The sequence below is a fragment of the Dysosmobacter welbionis genome, from assembly GCF_005121165.3.
In the GTDB taxonomy this organism is placed as follows: domain Bacteria; phylum Bacillota; class Clostridia; order Oscillospirales; family Oscillospiraceae; genus Oscillibacter; species Oscillibacter welbionis.
Window position 1 is genome coordinate 45,823 of the sequence record NZ_CP034413.3, and the last position, 26,576, is coordinate 72,398.

At 63.3% G+C, this 26,576-nt stretch carries 29 protein-coding genes and 3 pseudogenes; 8 read left to right on the plus strand and 24 right to left on the minus strand.

Features of this window, described 5'->3' with window-relative positions:
- Positions 1 to 186 precede the first annotated feature (186 nt).
- The gene (locus EIO64_RS00265; RefSeq protein ID WP_136890639.1) at positions 187 to 1,425 is read left to right on the plus strand and encodes a 6-phosphofructokinase; all 1,239 of its coding nucleotides are present in this window, start codon (positions 187 to 189) and stop codon (positions 1,423 to 1,425) included.
- Positions 1,426 to 1,484: 59 nt separating this feature from the next.
- On the opposite strand, the gene EIO64_RS00270 is transcribed toward EIO64_RS00265, so the two are convergent.
- Entirely contained in the window at positions 1,485 to 2,063 is a 579-nt protein-coding gene (locus EIO64_RS00270) for a GNAT family N-acetyltransferase (RefSeq protein ID WP_309452395.1), read from the minus strand.
- A pseudogene (locus EIO64_RS00275) lies at positions 2,036 to 2,805 on the minus strand (type III pantothenate kinase). Before EIO64_RS00275 ends, EIO64_RS00270 begins: the two are co-directional and overlap by 28 nt.
- 176 nt (positions 2,806 to 2,981) lie before the next feature.
- Here EIO64_RS00275 and EIO64_RS00285 point away from each other — a divergent pair.
- Genes EIO64_RS00285 through EIO64_RS00300 form a run of 4 tightly spaced genes read left to right on the plus strand, consistent with a single transcriptional unit; the run spans position 2,982 to position 5,132 of the window.
- Positions 2,982 to 3,647, plus strand: a complete 666-nt coding sequence (locus EIO64_RS00285; protein ID WP_136890640.1) for a DNA-3-methyladenine glycosylase family protein — start codon at positions 2,982 to 2,984, stop codon at positions 3,645 to 3,647.
- Positions 3,644 to 4,219, plus strand: a complete 576-nt coding sequence (locus EIO64_RS00290) for a bifunctional transcriptional activator/DNA repair enzyme AdaA (protein ID WP_021749920.1) — start codon at positions 3,644 to 3,646, stop codon at positions 4,217 to 4,219. The genes EIO64_RS00285 and EIO64_RS00290 overlap by 4 nt, the downstream gene beginning before the upstream one ends.
- Before the next feature lie 60 nt (positions 4,220 to 4,279).
- On the plus strand, positions 4,280 to 4,807 hold the full coding sequence (locus EIO64_RS00295; protein WP_021749919.1) for a methylated-DNA--[protein]-cysteine S-methyltransferase: 528 nt from the start codon (positions 4,280 to 4,282) through the stop codon (positions 4,805 to 4,807).
- Positions 4,808 to 4,823: 16 nt separating this feature from the next.
- Entirely contained in the window at positions 4,824 to 5,132 is a 309-nt protein-coding gene (locus tag EIO64_RS00300; protein WP_021749918.1) for a CPCC family cysteine-rich protein, read from the plus strand.
- Between the two features lie 216 nt (positions 5,133 to 5,348).
- Here the strand turns inward: EIO64_RS00300 and spoIVA are convergent, their stop codons facing one another.
- Positions 5,349 to 6,824 carry a stage IV sporulation protein A gene (gene spoIVA / locus EIO64_RS00305; RefSeq protein ID WP_021749916.1) on the minus strand — a complete coding sequence of 492 codons (1,476 nt, stop codon included), beginning with the start codon at positions 6,822 to 6,824 and terminating at the stop codon, positions 5,349 to 5,351.
- A gap of 221 nt (positions 6,825 to 7,045) precedes the next feature.
- Between spoIVA and EIO64_RS00310 the strand changes: the two genes are divergently transcribed.
- From EIO64_RS00310 to EIO64_RS00320, 3 genes are all read left to right on the plus strand, one after another.
- Positions 7,046 to 7,918: a transporter substrate-binding domain-containing protein gene (locus tag EIO64_RS00310; RefSeq protein WP_119311017.1), complete on the plus strand. Its 873-nt coding sequence runs from the start codon at positions 7,046 to 7,048 to the stop codon at positions 7,916 to 7,918.
- A 102-nt stretch (positions 7,919 to 8,020) separates the two neighbouring features.
- On the plus strand, positions 8,021 to 8,710 hold the full coding sequence (locus EIO64_RS00315; protein ID WP_021749914.1) for an amino acid ABC transporter permease: 690 nt from the start codon (positions 8,021 to 8,023) through the stop codon (positions 8,708 to 8,710).
- 15 nt (positions 8,711 to 8,725) lie between these two features.
- Positions 8,726 to 9,511 carry an amino acid ABC transporter ATP-binding protein gene (locus tag EIO64_RS00320; RefSeq protein ID WP_021749913.1) on the plus strand — a complete coding sequence of 262 codons (786 nt, stop codon included), beginning with the start codon at positions 8,726 to 8,728 and terminating at the stop codon, positions 9,509 to 9,511.
- A 90-nt stretch (positions 9,512 to 9,601) separates the two neighbouring features.
- On the opposite strand, the gene EIO64_RS00325 is transcribed toward EIO64_RS00320, so the two are convergent.
- The 21 genes and pseudogenes from EIO64_RS00325 to EIO64_RS00415 form a co-directional block, all read right to left on the minus strand.
- Positions 9,602 to 10,027, minus strand: coding sequence for a hypothetical protein (locus EIO64_RS00325; RefSeq protein WP_021749912.1), 426 nt, complete (start codon positions 10,025 to 10,027; stop codon positions 9,602 to 9,604).
- Positions 10,028 to 10,118: 91 nt separating this feature from the next.
- Entirely contained in the window at positions 10,119 to 11,657 is a 1,539-nt protein-coding gene (locus EIO64_RS18710; RefSeq protein ID WP_136890641.1) for a DUF3794 and LysM peptidoglycan-binding domain-containing protein, read from the minus strand.
- A 177-nt stretch (positions 11,658 to 11,834) separates the two neighbouring features.
- Entirely contained in the window at positions 11,835 to 11,909 is a 75-nt protein-coding gene (spoVM, locus tag EIO64_RS19100; protein WP_119311903.1) for a stage V sporulation protein SpoVM, read from the minus strand.
- 15 nt (positions 11,910 to 11,924) lie between these two features.
- Entirely contained in the window at positions 11,925 to 12,080 is a 156-nt protein-coding gene (locus EIO64_RS00335) for a hypothetical protein (protein WP_021749909.1), read from the minus strand.
- A gap of 109 nt (positions 12,081 to 12,189) precedes the next feature.
- Positions 12,190 to 13,077 carry a ribosome small subunit-dependent GTPase A gene (rsgA, locus tag EIO64_RS00340; RefSeq protein ID WP_136890642.1) on the minus strand — a complete coding sequence of 296 codons (888 nt, stop codon included), beginning with the start codon at positions 13,075 to 13,077 and terminating at the stop codon, positions 12,190 to 12,192.
- Positions 13,070 to 15,076, minus strand: coding sequence for a Stk1 family PASTA domain-containing Ser/Thr kinase (gene pknB / locus EIO64_RS00345; protein WP_136890643.1), 2,007 nt, complete (start codon positions 15,074 to 15,076; stop codon positions 13,070 to 13,072). Before pknB ends, rsgA begins: the two co-directional genes overlap by 8 nt.
- Positions 15,077 to 15,102: 26 nt before the next feature.
- Positions 15,103 to 15,834, minus strand: a complete 732-nt coding sequence (locus EIO64_RS00350) for a protein phosphatase 2C domain-containing protein (RefSeq protein ID WP_249390740.1) — start codon at positions 15,832 to 15,834, stop codon at positions 15,103 to 15,105.
- Positions 15,831 to 16,873: pseudogene (gene rlmN, locus EIO64_RS00355) on the minus strand (dual-specificity RNA methyltransferase RlmN). Before rlmN ends, EIO64_RS00350 begins: the two are co-directional and overlap by 4 nt.
- 10 nt (positions 16,874 to 16,883) lie before the next feature.
- Positions 16,884 to 18,209, minus strand: coding sequence for a 16S rRNA (cytosine(967)-C(5))-methyltransferase RsmB (gene rsmB / locus EIO64_RS00360; RefSeq protein ID WP_136890644.1), 1,326 nt, complete (start codon positions 18,207 to 18,209; stop codon positions 16,884 to 16,886).
- Positions 18,206 to 18,949 carry a zinc metallopeptidase gene (locus EIO64_RS00365; RefSeq protein WP_119311020.1) on the minus strand — a complete coding sequence of 248 codons (744 nt, stop codon included), beginning with the start codon at positions 18,947 to 18,949 and terminating at the stop codon, positions 18,206 to 18,208. Before EIO64_RS00365 ends, rsmB begins: the two co-directional genes overlap by 4 nt.
- Positions 18,950 to 18,981: 32 nt before the next feature.
- Positions 18,982 to 19,290 (minus strand): methionyl-tRNA formyltransferase, encoded by a 309-nt coding sequence (locus EIO64_RS19105; protein ID WP_429835872.1) that lies wholly within the window; start codon positions 19,288 to 19,290, stop codon positions 18,982 to 18,984.
- Between the two features lie 126 nt (positions 19,291 to 19,416).
- A pseudogene (locus EIO64_RS18930) lies at positions 19,417 to 19,976 on the minus strand (methionyl-tRNA formyltransferase); the annotation flags it as partial.
- Positions 19,900 to 20,430 carry a peptide deformylase gene (gene def / locus EIO64_RS00375; RefSeq protein ID WP_021749901.1) on the minus strand — a complete coding sequence of 177 codons (531 nt, stop codon included), beginning with the start codon at positions 20,428 to 20,430 and terminating at the stop codon, positions 19,900 to 19,902. The pseudogene EIO64_RS18930 and the gene def, both read right to left, overlap by 77 nt.
- A 28-nt stretch (positions 20,431 to 20,458) precedes the next feature.
- Positions 20,459 to 22,225, minus strand: coding sequence for a replication restart helicase PriA (gene priA / locus EIO64_RS00380; protein WP_249390741.1), 1,767 nt, complete (start codon positions 22,223 to 22,225; stop codon positions 20,459 to 20,461).
- On the minus strand, positions 22,222 to 22,917 hold the full coding sequence (locus EIO64_RS00385; protein WP_249390742.1) for a primosomal protein N' family DNA-binding protein: 696 nt from the start codon (positions 22,915 to 22,917) through the stop codon (positions 22,222 to 22,224). The genes priA and EIO64_RS00385 overlap by 4 nt, the downstream gene beginning before the upstream one ends.
- Positions 22,918 to 22,935: 18 nt before the next feature.
- Positions 22,936 to 23,184 carry a DNA-directed RNA polymerase subunit omega gene (gene rpoZ / locus EIO64_RS00390; protein WP_021749899.1) on the minus strand — a complete coding sequence of 83 codons (249 nt, stop codon included), beginning with the start codon at positions 23,182 to 23,184 and terminating at the stop codon, positions 22,936 to 22,938.
- A gap of 61 nt (positions 23,185 to 23,245) precedes the next feature.
- On the minus strand, positions 23,246 to 23,842 hold the full coding sequence (gene gmk, locus EIO64_RS00395; RefSeq protein WP_021749898.1) for a guanylate kinase: 597 nt from the start codon (positions 23,840 to 23,842) through the stop codon (positions 23,246 to 23,248).
- 12 nt (positions 23,843 to 23,854) lie between these two features.
- Positions 23,855 to 24,100 carry a DUF370 domain-containing protein gene (locus tag EIO64_RS00400; protein WP_021749897.1) on the minus strand — a complete coding sequence of 82 codons (246 nt, stop codon included), beginning with the start codon at positions 24,098 to 24,100 and terminating at the stop codon, positions 23,855 to 23,857.
- Positions 24,101 to 24,106: 6 nt separating this feature from the next.
- Positions 24,107 to 24,988 carry a YicC/YloC family endoribonuclease gene (locus EIO64_RS00405; RefSeq protein ID WP_021749896.1) on the minus strand — a complete coding sequence of 294 codons (882 nt, stop codon included), beginning with the start codon at positions 24,986 to 24,988 and terminating at the stop codon, positions 24,107 to 24,109.
- Positions 24,989 to 25,017: 29 nt separating this feature from the next.
- Positions 25,018 to 25,677 carry a J domain-containing protein gene (locus EIO64_RS00410; protein ID WP_119311022.1) on the minus strand — a complete coding sequence of 220 codons (660 nt, stop codon included), beginning with the start codon at positions 25,675 to 25,677 and terminating at the stop codon, positions 25,018 to 25,020.
- Positions 25,674 to 26,489, minus strand: coding sequence for a DUF5685 family protein (locus EIO64_RS00415; protein ID WP_249390743.1), 816 nt, complete (start codon positions 26,487 to 26,489; stop codon positions 25,674 to 25,676). Before EIO64_RS00415 ends, EIO64_RS00410 begins: the two co-directional genes overlap by 4 nt.
- Between the last annotated feature and the right edge of the window lie 87 nt (positions 26,490 to 26,576).

Consider the following 26,576-nt stretch of genomic DNA (forward strand, 5'->3'; position numbering starts at 1 on the left):
CCGCTCTCCCACATCGGCCGACAGGTCCGATCCCGGTTGTCAAAAAACGCCGATTCAAAAGAACGAAAACGATTTTCCCTTATGATAATATCACAAGATTTTTAAAATGCAAGTATTTACAATTCTTTTTTTGAATGATATGATGAAAGAAAGCATCCCGAAACCAAATCTGAGGAGGATTTTTCCATGAGTGAACTGAAAGGCGCCTGCATTTTCGGCCAGTCCGGCGGCCCTACTTCCGTCATCAACGCTAGTGCCTACGGCGTCATCGCCACGGCATTGAAGAACCCCAGCATCACCCGCGTCCTGGGCGCGGAGCACGGCATCAAGGGCGTTTTGAACGACCGGCTGTTTGATATGGGCCAGGAGGACCCGGCAGAGCTGGAGCTGCTGAAATACACCCCCTCCTCTGCCCTGGGCTCCTGCCGGTACAAGATGGCGGACCCGGATGTGGATGACACCGACTACAAGCGGATTCTGGAGATCTTCAAGAAGTATGACGTCCGCTACTTCTTCTACAACGGCGGCAACGACTCTATGGACACCTGCAACAAGATCAGCAAGTACATGCAGAAGGTCGGCTATGAGTGCCGCGTGATGGGCGTGCCCAAGACCATCGACAACGACCTGTTTGGAACCGACCACTGCCCCGGCTTCGCCTCCGCCGCCAAGTATATTGCCACCAGCTGCATGGAGGTCTATCAGGATGCCCGAGTGTATGACACCGGCATGGTCTGCATCATCGAGATCATGGGCCGCCACGCCGGCTGGCTGGCTGGCGCCGCCGCCCTGGCCACCGCCTACGGCGCCGGCCCCGATCTGGTGTACCTGCCCGAGGTGGACTTCGACATGGATCAGTTCCTGGCCGACGTGGAGCGCATCTACAAGGAGAAGGGCAACTGCATGGTGGCCGTCTCCGAGGGCATCCACTACGCCGACGGCTCCTTCGTCTCCGAGGCCAAGACCTCTGCCACCGACGGCTTCGGCCACGCCCAGCTGGGCGGCCTGGCCTCCCTGCTGGCCCAGGTAGTCAAGGAGAAGACCGGCGCCAAGGTCCGGGGCATCGAGCTCTCCCTCCTCCAGCGGTGCGGTGCCCACCTGGCGTCCGAGACCGATATCGAGGAGGCCGTCATGAGCGGCATGGCCGCTGTGGAGAACGCCGTCAATGGTATCACCGACAAGATGGTGGGCTTCGAGCGCAGCTATGAGGACGGCCAGTACGTCTGCAAGACCAAGCTGCTGCCCCTGACCGATGTGGCCAACACCGAGAAGAAGGTGCCCATCGAGTGGATCAACGCTGCCCACAACGGCGTGGAGAAGCCCTTCATCGACTATGTGCTGCCCCTGATCCAGGGCGAGCCCAAGCTGCCCAAGGAGGACTCCCTGCCCCGCTTCGCCAAGCTGAAAAAGGTGCTGGTGAAGTAAGCGGCAGCGAAACCCCAGAACAGGAAAGAGATCACCCGCTTTGGGTGATCTCTTTTTCTTCAGCACCGTGTCTCTCGGTAGACAGAGTACAAGAAATGAAGCATTTCTCCGCTGTAATATCGGGTGAGAAACGTATCTTCCTTGCGCATGCCGATGCTCTCCGCCACCCTGATTGACGCAAGGTTATCCGATTTGATGATGGACGATACCCGGTCCCGCTTCAGTTGTTCAAACGCATATCGTTTACAGCCTTCAGCTGCCTCTCTTGCATACCCGCAGTGCCAGAACTCCTTCTTGAGCAGATATCCGATTTCAAGCACGTCTTTATTTCGATATGGCTGCATAGTAAGGCCTGCCTGCCCAACCATGACACCACTGGTTTTCGATATGACCGCCCACAGGCCAAATCCATAGTCCCGATATCGTCCGATCTGCCGGTCAAGCCATTGTTGGACATCCGAGTTGGAAAAATCATGTTCATAGGCATACATCACCTTCGGATTTTGCAGCATCTCCGCCAAATCAAGAAAATCATCCTGATTCATTTCTCTGAAAGCCAGACGTTCTGTCTCGAAAACCACAGGACTGCTTGCCCCCAATGTCATTGTTCTCACTTGTTCTTCTGATAGATCGCCCACAGCCCGTCCATCAGCAGGTACTTGTCGTAGACGATCTTGTTCCGGCAGTATTTCACGATCACCGGGGCATTGCCGCCGGTGGCCACCACGCTGAGTGTCCGTCCTGAGAACTGCTCCCGGATGCGGTCGATGACGCCGTCCAGCATCCCGGCGGTGCCGTAGACGATGCCGGAGCGCATACAGTCCTCCGTCGTCTTGCCAATCAACACCTTGGGGTGCTGGAGGGAGATGGCGGGCAGCTGGGCCGCCCGGCGGCTCAGGGCCTCCAGGGACACGTTGACCCCCGGCAGCAGCATCCCGCCCTCGTAATTCCGGCCCTCGGAGATGACGCCGATGGTGGTGGCGGTGCCCATGTCGATGGTGACGATAGGAGGCTCGAATTTCTCCAGCGCCGCCACCGCGTCGGCCACGATGTCCGCCCCTACCTGGGACTGGACCGCCAGCCGGATGTTCAGCCCCGTCCGCACACCGGGCCCCACCACCATGGGCGGCTTGCCCAGCAGCCGGGCCAGAGCCTTCTCCATCATGAAGTTCAGGGGGGGACCACGCTGCACAGGATCGCCCCCGTCACATCCTCAAACCGGAAGTGATACAGGGCGAACAGGTTCATCAGGTCGATGCTGATCTGGTCTGCGGTCTTGCGGCTGTCCGTGTCCAGGGATGCCAGAAACCGCAGCTGCTTGTCCCTGTCAAACAGCCCCACAGAGGTGTTGGAGTTTCCTACATCAATGGCCAGCAGCATAAGCCTCTCTCCTTTTTTCTTCTGATCTTGATCGTGTTCTATGGTATCACGCCTTGCCGCCGGATGCAAGGCCGGGACAGAGGGAAAATTTTTCGATGAAACGTCCGAAAACGGGAAGAAATCTGCCGCCGGATCTGCTATACTTTTGTTGAACACACGCGAAAGGAGGAGGCGCCATGGATTTTCCCTATGGTGAAACGGAGATTGCCTATCTGCGTGCCAGAGACCTGAAACTGGGCGCGGCCATGGACCGGATCAGCCCCATCCATCGGGAGGTGGACCCGGACCTCTTCTCCTCCGTAATCCATCACATCATCGGCCAGCAGGTATCCATGGCTGCCCAGCGGACAGTGTGGCAGCGGCTCCAGGCAGCGGCCGGGACGCTTGTGCCGGAGACGGTCGCGGCCATGCCGGCCGAGGCGCTCCAGGCCCTGGGCATGACCCGCCGCCGGGCGCTGTACATCCTGGAATTTGCCCGGAAAGCGGCCTCCGGGGATTTTGATCTAGACGCCCTGGCGGAAATGGAGGACCGTGAGGTGCTGGCCCGCCTCACCTCCCTGCGGGGTGTGGGGCCTTGGACAGCGGAGATGCTGCTGATCTTCGGCCTCCGGCGGCCGGATGTGGTCAGCTGGGGCGACTTGGCCATCCTCCGGGGGATGCGGATGCTGTACCGAAAGCGGTCCATCGACCAGAGGACCTTCCAGCGCCTGCAGAAGCGGTACAGCCCCTACGGCACCACTGCCAGCCTGTACCTCTGGGCCATCGCCTGCGGCGCCCTGCCGGAGCTGACGGACCCTGGCGCCGGACGGAAACCGGACAAAAAACGGGGGCGGCACACATGACAGACCGGCAGCGCTGGCAGGCGGTCCTGGACAACGACCGCCGGTATGATGGCACATTTTTCTACGGCGTAGCCTCCACAGGCATCTTCTGCCGTCCCTCCTGCCCCTCCCGACCGCCGCGGCGGGACCGGGTGCGGTTCTTCCCCACGGCGGACGCTGCACTGGCGGCGGGGTTCCGCCCCTGCAAGCGCTGCCGCCCGGACCTGACCGATTTTTCCCCGGGCCAAGACGTTGCTGCGGAGGCCATGGCGCTGCTGCATCGCCACTTCCGGGATCAGGCGGACTTGTCAGCCGCGCTGAACGGCCTGGGACTCTCCCGCCGGAGGTTGGCCGATCTGTTCCATGCAGCCTACGGCACCACCCTCCACGGCTGCCTGGGAACGCTTCGGGTAACCGAAGCCTGCCGCCTGCTGCGGGAGACGGACCAGCCCGTTGCCCAAATAGCCGGGGAGGCCGGATTTGACAGTCTCTCCGCCTTTTACCGGGCCTTCCGGTCCGGCACAGGACAGTCCCCGCTGGCGTACCGCCGGAGCGCCCATTCCGCGCCGGACAAATCAAGCGGTCCCTGTTGAACGACTTACATTCGTTTGCAATCGCTCCATCACTCTGATCCTGATTTGAGGTGTAATTGTATGTGGATGATCTTTCATAAGCCCTCCCCGGTGGGAATGCTGACCCTCTCCTCGGACGGCACAGCCCTCACAGGGCTGTGGCTGGATGGGCAGAAATACTTTGGTGCTGGACTCCCAAATGCTGTAAAGGAAAATGACCTGCCGGTATTTGAGCAGGTCTCCGCCTGGCTGGACGCCTATTTTGCCAAGGCTCCCCTTCCGGCTCTGCCGCCTCTGGCCCCCCAGGGCAGCCCCTTCCGCCAGGCGGTGTGGCGCCTGCTGCTGGAGATCCCCTACGGCACGGTCACCACATACGGCGCCCTGGCCCGGACGCTCCGGGGCCAGGGGATTTCTGCCGCGGCCCAGGCAGTGGGCGGCGCCGTGGGCCACAACCCCATCTCCATTCTGATCCCCTGTCACCGGGTTGTGGGCAGCGACGGAAGTCTGACAGGCTACGCCGGAGGCGTGGCCAACAAGCAGTTCTTGCTGGAGCTGGAGGGCGTGGACATGACCGGGCTGTATGTCCCCACTCGTGGCACGGCGCTGTGAGACGCAGGTGGTCTCCATGGCGCACACACGAAAAAAGATGTTTTACGCGCCGAAGGCGTTCAACGGCTATGGGCCGCCGGAGCCTCCGATTCCGGCAGCTCAGGATCGGCCCGGGCGCTATCCCTGTCCCTGCTGTGGGCAGATCACCCTCCCGGTCCCGCCGGAGGAGGCGGTGGCTTACATCTGCCCGGTATGCTGGTGGGAGAACGACGTGTTCATTTCCTCCGACAACGAGCCCAGCGACGAAAATCATGGGCTGACCCTGTCCCAGGGGCGGGAAAATGTCCGGCGGTTCGGCACCTGCGATCCCCGGATGAAGCGGTGAGGGCATCGGAGGAAATTTCTTCTTCAGGGATGCCTTTGGGACATCTGAACAGGAATCCCCCAATCCTTGCGCTGTTCGGCGTCTTTTGGTTCCCTTTGTGGTGGTCGGTCTCACGTATACCGGGCGAGTCGGCCTTTTCCCAGCTCCCTCCGGGACAGGCTGGAATAGTAAGAAAGGGCGCCGGATTCCTCCGGCGCCCTTTCTATGATGTCTGCGTCACAGAATGATGCAGATGAGTCCCCCGCTGCCCTCATTAATGATGCGGGTCAGGGTCTCCTGGAGCTTCCGCCGGGCGTCCTCCGGCATCCGCTTGAGCTTTGCCTGCAGATCCTCGTTCACCAGCTCGTGGAAGCTGCGTCCGAAGATGTTGGACTGCCAGATCTTGCTGGTATCCCCTTCAAACTCCTGCAGCAGGTAGTTCACCATGTCCTCGGACTGCTTCTCGTTGCCCACGATGGGGCTGACGGCAGTCTCGATGTCCGCCCGGATCATGTGGATGCTGGGGGCGCTGGCCTTCAGCCGCACGCCGTACCGGCCGCCCTGCTTCATGATCTCCGGCTCCTCCAGCTTCAGCTCGTCGATGCCGGGGACCACGATGCCGTAGCCCGTCTCTCGGACGTCGTGGAGGGCGCCGGCTACCTTGTCGTACTCCGCCTTCACCGCCGCCAGCTTCGTCAGCAGGCTCATCAGATCCCCATCATCCCCCACCTCAAAGCCGGACTGCTCCGACAGGGTCTTGTAGAACAGCTCCCGGGGCAAGGCCAGCCGTGCGGCGGCCACGCCGGTGCCCAGGTCGATGGCTGAGATTCTGGCCTCACTGATGTGCTCGCTCTCCCCCAGGGCGGCGATGACGCCCTCCACCTCCCGGATGTGGCGGAGCTGGGCGGTGTTCTGACGGATGGCGTCATACAGGCCCGCTTTGATAGGATGGTCCGCCGGCAAGGCATCCACCCAGGGGGGCAGGAACAGGTCCAGCTCCTGCATGGGGAACTCGTAGAGCACCGCCTTCAGGATGGCGGCCACGGCGTCCTCGTCCAGCTCCAGGCAGTTGACGGCCATGCAGTTCACCTCATACCGGGAGGAGATGTCCTTGGCGATGGCTTGGGCCCGGTCGCCCCGGGGGTCTGCGGAGTTCAGCAGGACGATGAAGGGCTTCCCCAGCTCCTGCAGCTCCCGGATCACCCGCTCCTCCGCTTCCAGGTAGTCCTCCCGGGGGATGTCGGAGATGGTGCCGTCGGTAGTGATGACGATGCCGATGGTGGAGTGCTCGGCGATCACCTTCCGGGTGCCGATCTCCGCCGCCTCGGTCATGGGGATCTCATGGTCGTACCAGGGGGTGGTGACCATCCGGGGGGTGTCGTCCTCCATCTGGCCGATGGCGCCCTTCACCATGTATCCCACACAGTCGATCAGCCGCACGGAAAAGCTCGCCCCGTCCGGCAGCTGGATCTGGGCAGCCTCCTCCGGGACGAACTTGGGCTCGGCGGTCATGATGGTCCGGCCAGAGCCGCTCTGAGGCAGCTCATCCCGGGCCCGCTCCTTGCGGTAGACGTTGTCGATGTTGGGGATCACCTGGGTCTCCATGAACCGCTTGATGAAGGTGGACTTCCCGGTGCGCACGGGGCCCACCACGCCGATGTAGATATCCCCAGCGGTGCGGGTGGCGATATTCTGATAGATACTGGTATTCATAGCATCCCGTCCTTTTTCCGCTCCATAGTCTTGTTCCACTCTATGTCCGGCTGCTGCGAAGTATGACAGCCCGTCTTGTTTTGGAGAAGATGCACAAATTCAGGAGCCGGCCTTCTCCGTTCTTGGCTGATTTTGCGGCTTTACACGGATAATTTAGTGTGGTAAACTGCTAATGTAATGAAACGGACGGTATCTCCGTCCAGAGATTTGGAGGATTGACGATGAAAAACATGAAGAAGCTGTGGGCAGCGCTGCTGGCCCTGGCCATGACCTTCTCTCTGGCCGCCTGCGGCGGAACCTCTGACGAGGACGCCGCCACTGATGACCAGCCCACAGGGGAAGAAGTCTCCGGTGACACCGCTCCCGAGAGCGACGTGGCCTATATCCAGGATAAGGGCACCCTGGTGGTGGGCATTACCTACTTTGCCCCCATGGACTACAAGGAAGAGGGCAGCGATGAGTGGATCGGCTTTGACGCCGACCTGGCCAAGCTGTTTGCCGAGAGCCTGGGCGTCTCCGTGGAGTTCCAGGAGATCACCTGGGACTACAAGGTGGAAGAGCTGGACTCCCGGGCCATCGACTGCGTGTGGAATGGTATGACTCTCACCGACGACGTTCTGGCTGCTATGGGTACGTCCAACCCATACTGCACCAACTACCAGACTCTGGTCTATCCTGCCGACCGGGCCGCTGAGTTCGAGGGCCTGACCTCTCTGGAGGGCCTGAACATCGCTGTGGAGTCCGGCTCCGCCGGTGAGGATGCCGCCGTGGCCTTGGGTGCCACCACCGTGCCGGTCCAGGCCCAGTCCAACGCCCTGATGGAGGTTGCCGCCGGCACGTCCGACGCCGCCGTCATCGACGTGCTGATGGCCGCTGAGATGACCGGCGAGGGCACCAGCTACGCCGATCTGATCTACAGCCTGAACCTGAATGAGGCCCAGGACCTGCCCTCCGAGGAATATGGCGTGGGCTTCCGGCAGGGGTCCGACTTGGTGGACGCCTTCAACACCTTCCTGGCGGAGAAGACGGCTGACGGCACCGTGCTGGAGGTGGCTACCACCTACGGCCTGCAGGACGCCGTGATCCTGGAGTGAGCTTCTTCCCCTGCGGATCTTCCAAAAGCAGAGTGCGCAGTGCGCGCTCTGCTTTTCGGCGGCTTTCCCCCTCTACCACACTGACCTTGAGAGGACGATACCATGATTGAATTTTTTACCTCCAGCACATTCCGGACCGTGCTGTCGGCCCTGAACAGCGGATTTCTCAAGACCCTTCAGCTGTTTTTCATCACCCTGATCGGGGCACTGCCCCTGGGCTTGGTTATCAGCTTCGGTTCCATGAGCCGCTTTCCTCCCCTGCGGTGGCTGACCCGCCTGGTGGTCTGGGTCATCCGGGGCACGCCTCTGGTGCTGCAAATCATTGCACTGTTCTATGTGCCCGGCATCCAGAAGTGGTTCAACTGGCCCAGCGGTGAGTCCGGGCGGATGATGGCCGTGTGTGTGGCCTTCATCATTAATTACGCCTGCTACTTCTCCGAGATCTACCGGGGCGGCATCCAGGGAGTGCCGAAGGGCCAGCAGGAGGCAGGCCAGGTCTTGGGCATGACCAAAGCCCAGATCTTCCGCCACATCACCCTGCTGCAGATGATCAAGCGAATCGTCCCCCCCATCTCCAACGAGATCATCACGTTGGTGAAGGACACCTCCCTGGCCCGGGTCATCGCATTGCAGGAGGTCATCTGGATGGGCGAGTCCTTTATGAAGGGCAACTCCGGCATTGCGGGCCTGGTGTGGCCCCTGTTCTTCACCGCTGTCTACTATCTGATCTTCAGCGGCATCGTCACGGTGCTGCTGGGCAAGCTTGAAAAAAAGCTGGACTTCTTTCAGTAAGGAGGGAACCGATTTATGGCAATTCTGGAAGTACATCACATTGAAAAGCATTTCGGCGCCACCCGGGTGCTGGAGGACATCAGCTTTGATCTGGAGCAGGGCCAGGCCCTGGCCATCATCGGCTCCTCCGGCTCCGGCAAAACCACCCTGCTGCGGTGCCTGAATTTCCTGGAGAAGCCGGAGCAGGGTACCATCTCTGTGGCGGGTAATCTGATTTTTGACGCCGCTGATCCCGCCACCCAGCGGGAGAGCGAGGTGCGGAAGAAGCGGCTCCACTTCGGGCTGGTGTTTCAGTCCTTCAATCTGTTCCCCCAATACACGGCGCTGAAGAACGTCACCCTGGCCCGGGAGCTGCTGGCCCAGGAGCAGCCGGACTTCAAGCAGAACAAAAAGCAAATCCTGGAGGAGATCCAAGCGGACGGCCGGGAGCTGCTGGCGAAGATGGGCCTCAGTGAGCGGGCAAATCACTACCCCAGCCAGCTCTCCGGCGGACAGCAGCAGCGGGTGGCCATCGCCCGGGCCCTGGCCTTGCACCCGGACATCCTCTGCTTTGACGAGCCCACCTCCGCCCTGGACCCGGAACTCACCGGCGAGGTGCTTCGGGTCATTCGGGAGCTGGCGGAACAGCGGACCACCATGATTATCGTCACCCATGAGATGGCCTTTGCCCGGGATGTGGCAGACCAGGTGATCTTCATGGACGGCGGCGTCATCGTGGAGCAGGGTGACGCCCACCAAGTCATTGAGCACCCCAGGGAGGAACGGACCCGTCAGTTCCTCGCCCGATATTCCGAGGGATAAAACGGAACAGAAAAAGAGCGGAGCTGATGCTCCGCTCTTTTGTTATCTTGTGCCGTCTTGTTAAGACGGGGCAACGGGAAACTCCGTCAATCAGGCAGGTTTGGATCTCCGGCGGCCCAGCAATCGCCCGATGAGAAGGCCCAAGGCAGAGATGGCCGCCCCGATGAAAAACAGGTCCCACTGAGGCAGGTTGATCTTGTCAAAGGCCAACATATTGGCGAGCCGGAAGGTGAGAAAGTCCGCCAGCATATACAAAAGTCCCAGGGCCAGAGGCAGCAGCCACATGCGCCCATCCCTGCGGACCAGTTCCCCAATCCGCAGGGAGATCACAAAGGCGGCGATGGGCAGGAGCAGCCAGTGGAATAAAAGGGCGTACCCCATGGCGTCCGTGGGGTCCATCAACAAGAACACCACCAGGGCAAAAACCCAGAGTCCCAGGTAAACCGCTACCAGCCGCCTCGGGGACCGCCAGCTCCTCCCCTTGGCTCCCCGAACACGCACCGCAAAGTCCGGCATAGGCACCTCCACTTCCCAGAGGGCAGACGAAACAGACCGAATACCCGTTTTTTCCAGTCTACCATGGGCTGCCGGACCCGTCAAGGGTGACTCAGGTCCGCTTCCGGGGGATCAGCAGCAGCTGGTCCCGGGAGATATCTCCTTCCGTCTCCAGTTGATTGGCTGCCAGGATCACGCCGATGGTGGTGTTGTACCGTTTCGCCAGATCCCAGGCGGTCTCCTGCTTCCCCAGGCAACGCAGCACCAGGGACGGCGCGCCGGTGGTCTCCTTAGGCGCGTCTGTATTGATCTTTCCTGCGGACACGCACACCCGTTTCACACGCTGGGCCGCCTCCGCCCGGAAGTCCACCGGGAACCGGACCTCGATGCCCCGGTCCGTCAGGCTGCCCTGGACCTCTTCCGGGCAGACGGCCCGGGCAGCGACCCGGCAGTCCTCCGGCAGCTCCAGTTGGCAGCTGACGTCGATGCTCCGCTCCGCCACCAGAGGCACGCCCCCCTCGTCCAGATACAGTGCCCGGACAGACGCCCCGGTCCGCAGGACCACGCCCGCCCCCTCCCGGCTGACGGAAACAGCTCCGCAGGTGACGGAGAGGGCCAGGATGGAATCCGCCACCACACCGATCTCCAGCACCTCCCGCACCGTCTGACGGCGGGTGAACTGTTCTCGAAAGCTGGTGAGTTCCAGAGGCGCGGCGTCATAAGTCAGATCATAGGCAGTGGAGTAGAGGTCACTGAGGAGCGTCAGTTCCTGGGTCTGGCGCAGCAGAGCTGTGGCGTGGAGGTACAGCGTCACCGCGATCTCCCGGCCCTCGGCGTCGGCGCCGTCGACCTGCAGATCCGCGCCGGTGAACTGGAGGCGCACCGATGGCTCCGCGCCCTCCGGGGCGCCTTCCACCTCCAGGATCTGAGAGAACGGCAGCTCTCCGGACGCGGCGCAGCAGCGGCCGTCCGCCGTCCGGTACAGGAGGCTGACGGTGAAGATACCCTTGAACAGCAGCTTGCTGCCCACGATCTTCGTCTCCGTCACAGTGCTGTTCACCCGGCTGGTGAGGATCTCCGCCGCTCCCTCTCTGCCCGGGGACAGGTCCATCTGTTCGGAGAAGGTGAAGTCCTTCTCCGCAATGTGGGTCAGGACGATGGCGTGCTGCTGCTCCTGCTTTTTTTCGATGCACAGTTCCGGCCCCGCCTCTGCATCCGTGCAGAAGCATAAGGGCCTGCGCTGATAGCCTGTCAGCCGCGTCACCAGCTTGCAGTGGGTGAAGACCTTGCGGGGGTTCAGCATCCGGGTCTCCAGAAGCTCCGGCTCCGTGTCCGCCAGCAGCGCCGCGCAGTCCGGCAGACTGCGTCCGTCGGTCTCCACCGTGAAGGGCATGGCAAATTCCAGGGTCCGGATGCCCCCCTCCCCCTCCGGCGTGTACAGCACCGTCACCCGGACGGTGCCGGAGATCTCTGCCCTGCCGTCCCGCATCTCCCGGCTGTGCAGGAACACCTTGCCCGTGGTCTCGATGATCCGCGCAATGTCCGGACAGTAGTCCGGCACGATGGTCTCCGCTGTCTCCTCCTGAGTCAATGTCAGCTCTCCCGCCGCCTCATAGGCGTCGAAGCAGGCCTTTTTCAATTCCAGTTCCATGGTTCGCCCTTCCTTTCCGGCCGTTGGTCCTCCGATGGACGGCGCAGCCGTTTCCCGCCGCCTGGAAAACGGTACGGGGCGGGAGGGGCCGCCAGCGGCCGCTCTCCCGCCCCTGTGCGCCGCCATGTTGTCCACGGAGTCTCGCTCTGCTGACACTGTATGCCCGGCCGGGACTGCTTATTCCGAAATCTTGAACAGCTTCCGCAGAATGCCGCTGAGGGCTTTGGGGGACTTCCACACTACAATTCGCATGATATTTGCTCCTTTCTAACGCCTGCAGCAGGCGCAGCCGCACGCAATCAGCAGGACCGCCACCAAAAACATCAGCGCCCCTACCGGAAAGATCGCCGCAATCAGGATCCCGGCCCCCAGCGCCACCGCACAGACGCCCAGTATCCAGCATCCGCCGCCTCTCCGAAACATACGCCCCACGCCCCTTTCTCACTCCCATTATATACGCCGCTGCCTGTCCTGGTACAAAAGGCAGGGCACACAAAAAGAGGCGGGCAGATGCCCGCCTCTTCCGCGCGATTCACTTCTTCCGCTCCTGCCAGTCCTGGAGGGGCTTCAGCTCCTCATACAGGCGCACATAGCTGGCGTGGCGGCTCCGTTGGATCTTGCCAGCGCGCACCGCCTCCAGCACGGCGCAGCCCTTCTCCTTGGTGTGGCTGCACCCCACGAAGCGGCACTGGTCCAGATAAGGCCGGAACTCCACAAAGGTCTCCGGCAGGCGGTGCTTCAGCTCCAGATTCAGCTCATCGGTCTCAAAGGAGGAGAAGCCCGGGGAGTCCACAACGTCCGCCCCGCAGCTCAGGTGGAACAGCTCCACGTGCCGGGTGGTGTGGCGTCCCCGGCCCAGCGCCTGGCTCACATCCCCCACCTGGAGCTGAAACGCCGGATCCAGGGCATTCAGGATGCTGGACTTTCCCACACCGGAATTCCCTGTAAAGGCAGACAGCTTCCCGGCGATCAGGGGCTTCAATTCCTCGATCCCCTCCCCGGTCTCCGCGCTGACCCGCAGAGTTGGAAATCCGGCGGCTGCGTAAATGGCGTACAGCGCATCGGCACAGTCCAGATCGCATTTGTTCAGCAGCACCATCACGCTGCATCCTTTCAGTGCTGCGATGGCCGCCACCCGGTCAATGAGGAACGGGTCTGTTTTGGGGATGGCACCGGAGGCGATGACCACCAGCTGGTCGATGTTGGCCACCGCCGGCCGGGAAAATGCGTTCTTCCGGGGCAGGATGGCCTCCACAAAGCCCTCGCCGTTCCCCAGCTCCCGGACCTCCACCCGGTCCCCCACCAGAGGGGAGATGCCCTCCTTCCGAAACTTGCCCCGGGCCCGGCAGGTGAGCACCTCGCTGCCGGTGTCCACATAGTAGAAGCCGCTGAGGGCCTTTCGGATCCGTCCCTCACTCACCGAAGGTCACCTCACGGGTATTGTTCACATCCATCACGCCGTCCACGTACACCTCCACGGAGACCGTTCCGGTGCCGTACAGCTCATAGACATAGTTGCCATCTCGGCAGGGGACCGACTCGTTGACCTTGATCACTCCGTCCACCACGATCTGAACTTCTGCTGTCTCCCGGTCTGTGGGCAGGGCGATAATCAGCGGTTCCATTTGCAGGTCTTCATTGCCGCCGCTCTCCGGGCCGGTGCTGACCCACAGCTCCACTGTGCTGCCGGCAGGCACCTGCGTGGTAGCCGTCGGGTTCTGACGGATAACCAGACCCGCTTCCACAGTGTCGTTGGCCTCCTCATGGACCTCGACCTCCAGGCCCAGCACGTTCTTCAGCTGGTCCTCCGCCCAGGCACGTTCCCTATTCGTGAAATCGATCAGCGGCACGGTCTGGGGTCCCCGGCTGAGGACAAAGGTGATGGTGTCCCCCTTGTGGAGTTCTTCATTCGCCGCCGGGGTGGTGGACTTGATGACGTCAACGGCCAGCTCGTCATCGTACTCCTTCTGGGTCTCCTCATAGGGCTGGACGTTCAGTTCATATTCCGCCACCAGATCCTGCAGGATGGTCATGGCCTGGTCATAGGTCATGGGCTTGGTGGTCAGGTCCGGCATGGTGCCCACGTCCTCACCGGCGCTGACCCAGACGTTGATGGTGATGGGCAGCTCACCCTTCTTCTCCGTGTCCGGCTCCGGGTCCTGGCGGACGATTTCACCCACGGCGGCGTCGCTGGCCTCGGTGCCCGCCACCACCACCTGGAAGGTGCCGTCCGCCACACTGGCCTGCTCGTTGGCCTGCTCCTCCGTCATGCCCACCAGCTTGGGTACGGTGTAGGTGTCCGGCGCCGCCGGGACAAAGGAGGCGAAGATGGCCCGGAACAGGAAGAACAGGACCACCACGACCACTACGGCACCGCCGCCGATCAACGCGATCTTCTTGCCGCCGCTGAGGCGGGAGGGCTGTTCGTCCTCGTAGCGATCCTCCTCCCACCGGCGTCCCCGCTCATAGGAGGGCTCCCGGCCCTGCCGGTGGAGCTGGGGCGGCACAGCGGAGCGGAGCTTCTGAGTGGGCTCGTCGGTCTCCTCCGGCCGCAGGTCGGACAGCTCGAAGTCCAGATTCACGCCGGGGTTCTTCCGAAAGGCCTCCAGATCTGCGATCATCGCGTCTGCGGAGGGGTAGCGCTTCTCCAGATCCGGTGCCATGGCCTTCATGCAGATCAGCTCCAGCTGCTCGGGGATGTCCGGATTCACCTCCCGGGGAGCCAGGGGCACGGAGCTCAGGTGCTGGATGGCCACGGATACGGCGCTGTCCCCCTCAAAGGGCAGGCGGCCGGTGAGCATCTCATACAGCACCACGCCGGCGGAATAGATGTCGCTGCGGGCGTCGGTGCGGTCCCCGCGGGCCTGCTCCGGAGAGATGTAGTGGACGGAGCCCAGAGCCTCCTGGGTCAGGGTCTGGGCGGCGTTCTCCAGGCAGGCGATGCCGAAGTCGGCTACCTTCACGCTGCCGTCCCGCAGCACCATCACGTTCTGGGGCTTGATATCCCGGTGGACGATGCCCCGGCTGTGGGCGTGGCTGAGGCCCCGCATGATCTGTGTAATGAAGTGCAGCGACTCCCGCCAGTTCAGCTGCCCCCGCTTCTCCATGTACTGCTTCAGCGTGATGCCGTCGATCAGCTCCATGACGATATACTCGATATCGCCGCCCTTGGACACGTCGTACACCGATACGATGTTGGGGTGAGACAGTTGGGCGACTGCCTGGGATTCTGCGTTGAACCGGCGGCGGAAGTCCTCGTCCTGGGCCAGGTCGCTCTTGAGAATCTTGACGGCCACCAGGCGGTTCAGCCGGTGGCACTTGGCCTTGTACACAATCGCCATGCCCCCGGTGCCGATACGCTCCAGAATCTCATAGCGGTTGTCCAGCATTTTTCCAATATACGGGTCCTTGTGTTCCATGTGTCTCCCCCTTTACTGTTTTTGCATCAGGACGGCCGTGACATTGTCCGGCGCGCCCTGGCGCTTGGCGATGGCGAGCAGCCGGTCCAGGCAGGTGTCCGGCCCGTCCCGTGGATGACCTCGAAGAGCATCTCCTGATCGGTGACGGTGTTCACCAGTCCGTCGGAACACAGTAGCAGGTACTCCCCGGCGTTCATCGGGCATATGTACCCGTCACAGTCGGCGGAGATGTCCGGTCCCAGGGCCCGGGTGATGAGATTGCGGCTGGGGTGGCGGCGGGCCTCCTCAGCGGTGATGTCTCCCCGGTCTACCATGCTTTCCACCAGGGAGTGGTCCTTGGTGATGCGGGTGATGCCGTCCTCCGTGATGTGATAAGCCCGGCTGTCCCCCACGTTGGTGACCACCACGCCGCCGTCATAGGAGATGGCGGACACCAGGGTAGTGCCCATGTTCCGGCATTCCTCCCGGCGCTCTGCCTCCGCCTGAATGGCCTGATTGGCCAGGGCTGCCGCCTGGGCGGATGCCTCCAGCAGCTGCTGAGGGGTCTGATCCGCCGTCAGGAGCTTCTCCAGCTCCTCCAGATAGACGGAGACGGCGATCTGGCTGGCCACACGGCCCCCGGCGGGGCCGCCCATGCCGTCGCACACCACGCCCACCGTGCGGCCGGAGGCCGTGTGCTGCGCCGTGACGTAGGCGTCCTGGTTCTCCTTCCGGACAAGGCCGATGTCGGTCATGCCCCAGACGTTCATTTGGTTCATTGGGAACACTCCCCTTTCTGCGCTTCTTCCATGGCCTTCCGGCGGAGCTGTCCGCAGGAGGCGTCGATATCTCCACCCAGGCTCCGCCGCACGGTGGCGGTGATGCCGTGGGATTCCAGCCGTTTTTGAAAGGCCCCGATCCGGCGGGAGGGCTTGTAGGGGCTCTCCACCACGTCGTTCAGGGGAATCAGGTTCACGTGGCCCGGCATCCCCCGGAGCTTCCTGGCGATCAGGTCCGCCTGCCAGTCGTGGTCGTTGACCCCGTCGATCATGGCGTACTCAAAGGAGATGCGGCGGCCGGTCTTGTCGAAGTAGTCGTGGCAGGCCCGGAACAGCTCCTCCACGTCATAGGCCCGGTTGATGGGCATGATCTTGGATCGGGTCTCGCTGTCCGGCGCATGGAGGGACACAGAGAGAGTCAGCTGAAGTTCAAGCTCCGCCAGCCGCCGGATGCCCGGCACGATGCCGCAGGTGGAGAGGGAGATATGCCGCATCCCGATGTTCATCCCGTCGGGGTGGTTCACCAGCTCCAGGAATTTCAGCACCGTGTCCAGGTTGTCCAGCGGCTCGCCGATACCCATCAGCACGATGTTGGAGACGGGCAGGCCGGAGTCTTTTTGGGTGAACAGCACCTGGTCCAGCATCTCCGCCGGGGTCAGGTCCCGGACCTTGCCGGCGATGGTGGAGGCACAGAAGGCGCACCCCATCCGGCACCCCACCTGGGAGGAGATGCACACGGTGTTGCCGTGGTGGTACTGCATGAGCACTGTCTCGATGCAGTTGCCGTCGGACAGCTCCCAGAGGTATTTGATGGTCCCGTCCAACCGGGACACCTGCTTGCGGGCCACCTGGGGGCGGTGATGAAACAGGTCTCCTTCAGCTTTTCCCGCAGGGACTTGGAGAGATTGGTCATCCCATCGAAGTCCGTCACCCCCCGGTGGAGCCAGGTGAACACCTGCCTGCCCCGGAAGGCCGGCTCCCCCAGGGACTGGAGGAAGGCCGTCATCTCCGGCAGGGTCAGTGATTTCAAATCGGTCATGGATCGTTCCTCAATTCCGCGTCATGCGGCAGATGTAAAAGCCGTCGGTGCCGTGGCGGTGGGGCCACAGAGTCACCTGGCCCTCGGTCTCCCCCACCGGTCCGGACAGGGAGAAGGGCGTGCGGCAAAAGTCCGGGTGCTCTGCCAGGAAGCTGTCGGATACACCCTCGTTCTCCTCCGGCAGGATCGTGCAGGTGGAGTACACCAGCGTGCCGCCGGGCCTCACGTACCGGGCGGCGTTGTCCAAGATCGCCCGCTGGATCACCGGCAGGGCGAACAGGTCGTCAGGCTTTTTGTACCGGACATCCGGCTTCTTCCGGATGATGCCGAAACCCGAGCAGGGGGCGTCTACCAGCACCACATCGAACCGCGCCTCCCACTCCGGCCGGAATGTCCGGCCGTCGGCGGCTTCTGCCCGGATGCAGGCGAGTCCCAGCCGGTCCGCTCCCTCCCGGATGCGCTTCAGCTTGTTCTCGTGAAGGTCGCAGGCCAAAATCTCCCCCTGGTCCTCCATCGCGAAGGCGGCGGAGAAAGACTTGCCTCCCGGTGCGGCGCACACGTCCAGCACCCGCATTCCCGGCCCCACCCCGGCGATTTGGGATACCAACCGAGCCGCCGGGTCCTGGACCAGGAATTTTCCCGTTCGGAAGGGCTCCAGCGCCGTCAGGTCCCCGGCGTGGTCCAGCTCTAGGCATCCGGACACCCAAGGATGGGGCCGGACAATCACGCCGGATGCCACCAGCTCCGCCGTCAGCTCCTCCGCAGCAGCTTTCAGCGGATTCACCTGAATCGTCAGCGGCGCCGGAGCGTTGTCGGCCGCAAGGCAGGCTTCCGTCTCCGGCCCCAGAATGGCCTGGAGGCGTTTCACCAGCCACTTGGGATGGCTGTACCGGATGGAGAGGCTGTGCAGTGCATCCTGGTCCGGGATCCTCGGCAGGTGCACCTTGTTCCGGGAGAGCTGCCGCAGCACCGCGTTCACCAGTCCGGCTGCCTTGGCCCGGCCGTTGTCCTTGGCCTGCTCCACCGCCTGATTGACAGCGGCGCTGTGGGGAATTTTATCCAGAAACAGAATTTGATAAGCCCCAATCCGCAGAATTTCCAGCAACGGCGGCTGCAAGTGGTCGGCCTTTTGGGAGCAGTAGGCACCCAGGTAGAAGTCCAGCAGCAGCCGGTTCTGCATCACGCCGTAGACGATGCGGCTGCACAGCGCCGCCTCTGGTCCGGACAGGCCGTCCCGGCGGAGCTGGACCCTCAGGGCCGCATCCGCCCAGGCCCCGGCCGTGCGGCAGCTCACCAGGACGCGCAGGGCGGTGTCCCGGGCATTAGGGGCCCTCATTGGCTGCCTCCCTGATCGCGGCCGCCGCGGCCGATAAAGATCAGCACAAACCGCATCAGCTGCAGCAGGCTCATCAGCAGCGCCGCCACATAGGTCAACGCCGCGGCCCGCAGCACCTTTTTGGCGCCGGGCAGCTCATCCTCATCCAGCAGGCCTGCCCCGTCGATGGTGGCGATGGCCCGGGCGGAGGCGTTGAACTCCACCGGCAGCGTCACCAGCTGGAACAGCGTGGTGAAGGAAAACAGCACGATGCCGATGAAGAACAGAGACTGGTTGTACAGCACCAGCCCCACCAGCAACAGGATGAAGGACAGGCTGGAACCGATCCGCGTGGCGGGGATGATGGCCGTGCGCAGCCGCACAGGCCCGTAGTTTTCCGCGTACTGGACAGCGTGGCCCGCCTCGTGGGCCGCCACGCCCACCGCCGCGATGGTGGGGGCGTCGTAGACTGTCTCAGACAGGTAGATGGTATTGTCCCGGGGGTCGTAGTGGTCTGTCAGATTTCCCCGGCAGGGCCGGACAGGCACACCGAATACCCCGTGAGCCCGCAGCACCGCTTCCGCCGCCTGGGCACCGGTGATGCGGCGCCGGTTGTTCACGGCATTGTACCGCCGGAAGCTGCCGGACACCTGGAACTGGGCCCACAGGGACAGCAGCAGCACTGGGATCAGCAGCAGGACGTACAGATTATTTGCAAGAAAGTCGCCATAACCGTAATAGATATGACCGTAATAGGGCATAAAAACCTCCCGAATTGTGAAACTGGCGGAGCTCAGACCTCCAACGGGTGGCCCAGCAGATAGGACGCCGCAGCCATGCGCTTGCCGCCCTCCGCCTGGATCTCCGTGAGATACAGGCTCTCTCCCCTGCCGCAGGCCACCTGGATGCCCTGCTTCCCGGCGGAGAGCACTGTACCGGGCGCCGCGCCGGTCTGTTCGCCGGGGGCGGTGCGGTAGACCTTGAACCGCTGCCCTGCCAGATCGCAGGCCGCGCAGGGCCAGGGAATCAGTCCCCGGACCTGACAGTCGATCTCCCGGGCGGAGCGGGTCCAGTCGATGGGGGACATCTCTTTTGTCAGCATGGAGGCGTAGGTCTGACGGCTCTCATCCTGGGGTGTCCGGGCGGCTGTGCCGTTTCCGATGGCCGCCACCGCCTCGCTGAGGGCCTCTGCCCCCAGGTCCGCCAGGCGCACCGTCAGGGCCTGGGCGTCCTCGTCCGGGCCGATGGGAGTCTCCTTCTGCAGGATCACGTCCCCTGCGTCCAGCTCCTTCGCCATATACATGATGGAGACGCCGGTAGTCTCCTCCCCGTTCAGGATGGCCCAGTTGATGGGGGCCGCCCCCGATACTTGGGCAGCAGAGACGAGTGGACGTTGATAGAGCCGTATCTGGGCACCTCCAGAATGTCCTCCGGCAGGATGCGGCCGTAGGCCGCCACCACCGTCAGCTCCGGTGCCAGGGACTGCACCAGCTCCAGCGCCGTGCCGTCCCGCATCTTCAAAGGCTGATAGACGGGAATATTTTCTGTCAAAGCAAATTCCTTTACAGGCGTTGGCACCAGCTTATGTCCCCGGTTTTTGGGCTTGTCCGGCTGCGTGAACACGCCGCAGACCTCATGGCCGTCGGCCACCAGCCGCCGCAAGGACGCCACGGCGAAGTCCGGCGTGCCCATGAACAGGATCCGCATGGGCTCACTCCCCTTCCTGAGCTTCTGCGGCCTCACGGGCCTCCCGCTCTTCCTGCTCCAGATAGTCCCGAAGCTCCTCATCAGAGAGGAAGTGGTCGATGTGCTCCACAAACAGATGGCCGTCCAGATGCTCGATCTCGTGGCAGAAGGCTCGGGCCGTCAGGCCCTCGCCCTCCACCTCGAACCAGTCGCCATACCGGTCCTGGGCCCGGACCCGGACCACGTCCGGCCGGGTGACGATGCCCCATTTGCCGGGCACGCTGAGGCAGCCCTCCAGCCCGGTCTGCTCGCCGCTCTGAGCCACGATCTCCGGGTTCACCAGTTCGATATACTCCTCAGAGTCCTCGTCCAGCACCACGCACACCCGGCGCAGCACTCCCACCTGGGGAGCAGCCAGCCCAGCGCCATTGGCATCCTCCAGTGTTTCCAGCATATCGTCCAGCAACTGGTGCAGGTGAGGGTTGAACTCCGTCACAGGGCGGCACACCTTTGTCAGGCACTCCTCTCCCTGCACCACGATCTTCCGTAAAGCCATAAGTCCTTGACCTCCTTCAAAACGCTGCTCACTCCATGGAGTTGCAGTCCACAAATAGATTCATCCCGCGGTTGGCGCGGTCGTTTGCAAATGCCTTCAGCAGCCAGCTCACCGCCTCTCGGGTGGGCCTGTCGTTCTTTCCCACCAGCAGGCAGCGGTAGCGGTAGCGGTTATTCAGCTTCATCACCGGCGCAGGGGCGGGACCCAGCACCTCCGGTTCTCCGGCCGCCAGCTCCGGCAGGGCGCAGAGGCGGCGCAGCTCTTCCCGCACTGCGACGGCGGCCCGGAGGACGGCGCCCTCCTCGGTACCGGAGACGGTGAAGGTGAAGAGGTCTGCAAATGGCGGAAACCGCCGCAATCGCCGCATCCGGATCTCCCGCTCATAAAACCCCTGGTAATCCTGCCGAGCCGCGCACTGGATCACATCGTTTTCCGGGGTGTAGGTCTGGATCACCGCCCGGCCGGCACTGCCGCCCCGGCCCGCCCGGCCCACCACCTGGGTCAGCAGGCTGAAGGTCCGCTCGGCGGCCCGGTAGTTGTCTACATACAGGGACAGATCCGCAGCCAGAACCCCCACCAGTGTCACCTGGGGAAAGTCCAGCCCCTTGGCCACCATCTGGGTGCCCAGGAGGATGGGAATCTGCTCCCGCTCAAACTTGTCCAGCAGCTGCTCATGACGGCCCGCGGCGGTGTCTGCGTCCATCCGCAGCACCTCCGTACCCGGGAACAGATCGTGGAGCTCCTCCTCCACCTTCTGAGTGCCGGTGCCCACGTGCTTCATGATGCCGCCGCAGACGGGGCAGGTGTCGCTGGATCGCTCCGAGTGGCCGCAGTAGTGGCACATCAGCCGTCCATTGGCGGAGTGATACGTCAGCGCCACGCTGCAGCGGGGACACTCCGGCACATGGCCGCACTCCCCGCACAGCAGATACCTGTTGCTGCCCCGGCGGTTCAGCAGCAGGATGCTCTGCTCTCCCCGCCGCAAGTTTTCCTCCAGCTCAGTGCGGAGGACCTGCCCCACCATCCCGGCGTTGCCCGCCCGGATTTCCTGTTTCAGGTCCGCCACCAGCACCTCCGGCAATGCCTGCCGGTTATATCGCCGGCGCAGCAGCGCCTTGTGATAGATCCCATGCTCCGCGTTCCAGGCGGTCTCCACCGCCGGAGTGGCAGACCCCAGGACCAAGGTGGACTTGTCCCGGGCGCAGAGGTATTTGGCCACGTCCCGGGTGTGATACCGGGGCGGGTTTTCCGACTGATAGCTGCTCTCCTGCTCCTCGTCCAGGACGATCAGGCCCACGTTTTTCAGCGGGGCGAAGATGGCGGACCGGGTGCCCAGCACCACCTGGACCTCGCCCCGGCGGATACGCTTCCACTGGTCGTAGCGCTCCGTCATCCGCAGGGAGCTGTGGAGCATGGCCACCTGGTCCCCAAAACAGGCGGAGAACCGCCGCATCATCTGGGGCGTCAGCACGATCTCCGGCACCAGGACCATGGCCCGCCTCCCCCGGCTCAGTATTTCCTGAACCAGACGGAGATAGACCTGGGTCTTGCCGCTGCCGGTGACGCCCTGGAGCAGCACCGCCTCCGGCTTCCCGGTCTTCGTCAGGGTCCGGATACACTGAAAGGCCGCCTCCTGTTCCTCATTGAGGACGATAGGACCGCTGGGTTCCACCGCCGTCAGGTCCGGCAGCCGCAGCTCCTCTTCCGCTGAAAAAGCCACGATCCCCGCCTTCTCCATCCCCCGGAGGGCGGCCATGGAGACGCCTGTGAAGTAGCATACCTCCGCCGCGCTCATCCGCCCCTCTGCCGCCAGGAGACGCACCGCCTCCCGCCGCTGGGGGAGGATCGCTTTTCCGTCAGAGATGCGGCCTCCTCGGCGCTGACGGCCAGTTCCACCATCCGACGGGACTTGTCGCCGATCCTCCGGCGGGCCGCAGTCTCGCAGACCGTGACCCCGGCCTTCTGCAGTGCCCGCAGCACAGTGCCAGCCTCCTTGCCGCAGGCCTCCTCCAGCACTGACAGCTCTGCGGAGCCTCCGGCGGCAAACAAGGCGTCCAGCACCGGGGCGGCCCGTCGGATGCCGGTGGCCGCGCCGTCGGCCGCGCAGCGGTCCATGCCCTCTGCCACATGCCAGACCTCCCGGATCTGGTACCAGAGTCCGGCGGGCAGGATGGCCTTCACCGCTTCAAACAGCGTGCAGAAGTACCGCTGCCGCAGCCACAATGCCAGGGCGATGCCATCGCCGTCCAGTACCGGCCCTCGGTCCAGGACCGACAGCAGGGGTTTGAGCCCCTGCATCTTTTCACCTGGCGTCCGGGCCAGAATAATGCCCTCACTGGTGCGGTTGCCCCGGCCGAAGGGCACGGTGACCCGGACGCCGGGTACCGCCGTTTCCAGCAGCTCCGGGGGAACCAAGTAGTCATAGGGCTTGTCAATGGAATAGGGCGCGGCGCTCACCGCGATTTTCACGATCTCAGCGGTTTCCATGCCTCGCCCCTCCTGTTGTTACTGTGCCTCTTCCTCCGCCGGCTGTAGATCCTCCGGTTCCTCAATGGTCAGGTCCATGTTTCTGGCGTCCAGCTTGCCGTCCGCCACTTCCTGGATGGCCAGGGTGACGGGCTTCTCCGTCAGATGCTCGCCAGTCTCCTCCGCCTCGTCGGCGATCTGCCGGGCCCGGCGGGCCACCACGTCCACCAGCATATAGCGGTTGGGGATATAGCCGGTCAGCTTGTTCATTGCGGGATACAGCATCATAATGGATCAACTTCCTATCTGCCTTGCAGGCGTAAATTTATTTATGGACAAAGCGGGCGTCTCAGCGTCCGCTGATGATCTCCATGCGCTCCTGGGGCTTGCAGTGCTCCGCCGTGATAATGGCGTTCAGCTCCCCCACCGCATTCTCCACGGTGTCGTTGATGACAAAGTAATCATAGGTGTGGGCCGTCTGAAACTCCACTTTGGCCCGCAGCAGCCGCTTCTGGATCTTCTCGGGGCTGTCGGTGCCCCGCTCTGTCAGGCGGCGCTCCAGCTCCGCCCAGCTGGGAGGGGCGATGAAGATGCGCACCGTGTCCGGCCGCTTGCTGCACACCTGGATGGCGCCCTGGATCTCAATATCCAGGATCACGTCCTTCCCGGCCTCCATGGCATCGTCCACAAACTTCTTGGGTGTGCCGTAGAAGTTCCCCACATACTCCGCGTACTCCAGGAATTGGTCCATGGCGATCCACTTCCGGAAGGACTCCACGTCCATGAAGTGGTAGTGGATGCCGTCCAGCTCTCCGGGACGCGGGTCCCGCGTGGTGGCCGACACAGAAAAATACAGATTCTTCCGGGACTCCAGCAGGGCCTTGAGCACCGTGCTCTTCCCCACGCCGGAGGGGCCGGAGACCACAAAGGTCCTCCCCTTTCTCATATACACACGCTCCTATTCTTCGTTCTCTCTCTCTTCCTTCGGTGCGAACCGCTCCGGCGGCAGGGCCGACAGTACCACGTGGTCACTGTCCATGATAAAAATGGACGCGGTCTTGCGGCCGTAGGTGGCGTCGATCAGCATTCCCCGCTCCCGGGACTCCTGCACCATGCGCTTGATGGGGGCCGAGTCCGGCCCCACCACAGCCACCAGCCGGTCAGCGGAGACCAGATTGCCGAATCCGATGTTGATGAGCTTCATCTTCCATCACTCCACATTCTGGACCTGCTCCCGCATCTTCTCCACTTCCGCCTTCAGCCCCACCACTACATTGGCAATGGCCACATCGTTGCACTTGGAGCCGATGGTGTTGGACTCCCGGTTGACCTCCTGGATCAGGAAGTCCATCTTCCGGCCCATGGGCTCGTCGCTTGCCAGCATGGTACGCAGCTGGGCCACGTGGCTCCGCAGGCGGACGGTCTCCTCGTCCACAGCCACCTTGTCCGCGTAGATGGCGGCCTCCATCAGGATCCGCTGCTCGTCGACGGTGGTGCTCTGCAGCACCTCCTCCATCCGGGCGGTGAGCTTGGCGCGGTACTCCGCCACCGTCTCCGGCGACCGCATCTCCACCTGTCCGGTGTAGCGCTCAATGGCGTCCAGCCGGTTGGAGATGTCCTCCGCCAGCTTCTGCCCCTCTACGGCCCGCATGTCATTGTACGCGGCCAGCGCCTCGTCCAAGACCGCGCAGAGGTCGGCGCTGACGGTCTCCAGGTCCTCATCCGCCTTCGTGACGGTAAGGACGTCCGGGAACCGGGCCAGCGTCTCCGGCGCGGGCCGATAGTCCGCTGTGCCGCAGACGTCCGACAGCTCCCCCAGGGCGGCGGCATACTGGGCCGCCAGCTCCCGGTTCACCGCAACCTTGACCACATCCGCGGCAGTGGCGTCCACGGTGATGAACACGTCCACCTTTCCCCGGGACACCGCCTGCTGGACGTGCTTTTTCACCGCGTCCTCCGCAAAGGCATACATCCGGGGCATCTTCACGGTGCAGTCCAGATACCGGTTGTTGACGGAGCGGACCTCCACCGTGATGTCCCGCTTGTGCAGCTCCTGTCTTGCCCGGCCGTAGCCGGTCATGCTCTTAATCATGTGATCCCTACTTCCTCTCTTGTGGTCTCTCAGCAGCAGAACCAATAGCCGCCGCCATTGCAGAGCGCCCAGAGACAGCACAGGCTCATACAGGGATTTCCGCCGCAAAAGGTGCCGAAACTCCCGCCGCCGGGGCGGTATGCCGTGTCGTCCGTGCCCTCCATATACTCCAGCGCCTGCCGGTACTCGGCGTTGGTGGGGTCCATCTGGCAGGCGGTCCGGTAGTACCGCAGCGCCTCGTCCAGCCAGCCCCGGCGGTAGCAGACCGCCCCCTTCAGGAAGTTCCACTCCGCATTGTGGTCGCTGTAATTGGCCAGCAGCGCCTCCGCCCGGCTGATGTTGCCGGTGTTGATGGCGATGCGGGCCTGCTGGAGCACGGAGCTCTGACCGCTGTAACTCTGGGAGCCCCCATATCCGCCGTAGCCCTGATAGCCGCCGTATCCGCCGTAGCCGGAAGCGCCGTAAGAGGCCCCGCCGGAGCCACTCCCCCGCTTGCCGGAGGCCCGCTCCTTGGTGATCTGCTCGTAGGCGGCGTTGATCTCTTTCATCTTCTCCTGCGCCAGATCCGCCAGCGGATTGTCGTGGTAGTTATCCGGGTGGTACTTCCGGGCCAGCTCCCGATATGCTTTTTTGATCTCCTCGTCGGAGGCGTTCTCCGACACACCCAGTATCTGATAGGGATCGTTCATGTGGTCTCCTCAGCCTTCTTGTGTTTCTTTCTCTGTTCCCTGGGGGGCATTTTGTGGAAGGTGCCCTCCAGCACGGCCCGGCCCACGGCAAAAAGCCCGGTGTACACCGTACTCTCCAGCAGGGGGCGCCAGACGCCGAAGTCCCACAGCTCAAAGGCCGTGGCGATCATGTGGATGGAGTGGTCCAGCGTTCTGGCAAAGGCCCGGCGGCTCTCCTCGTCCCATTTGCCGTCCCGCAGGCCATAGCGCAGGGCCACGGGATTATAATTCCCGGAGACGGCGTCTTTTTGCAGGTCGTCCGCCGCGTCGATCAGATACACCCACCGGCCCAGGTGGTAGAGCATCTGCTCCAGCACCCGCCGCCGCACCGGGTCCTCCACCCCGGCAGCCGCTGCCGCCAGCAGCTGGGCAAAGGTATCTGCCGCCTGATCCATGGAGGGACAACACTCCCCCTCCAAGCGGCTCAGAGCCGCCAGCTGTTCCCGCACCCGGCCGTCAAACCCCGGCCGGGCCGCGGCAGCCTTTCGATAGCCGCCCCGCAGTGCGGCGGCGGAGACCCGGTAGCCCAACCCCTTCCAGAGGCCGTGGTCCTCCACGCCGTCCCGCAGCTGCCAGTAGGCCAGAATCACGCTCTCATCCGCCGCCAGCTCCAGAGCCGCGGTTGCGGGCTGGTACGCCCGGAGCCGGACGGGGCTGGACACGCACCGCCTCCGGCAGGGTGCAGCTTCTTCCGGATCCGACAGCAGGATGGCCAGATAGGTGAAGTCGTAGTTCAGGATCATCCGGGCCGCCGGGCCGTACCGCTCCCCCAAGGTGTGGCACAGCCCGCAGTATGCCCGCCGGAACCGGTCTGCCTCCTCCTGAGGCAGGATCTCCAGCGGGGGCGTACATAGCCGAAC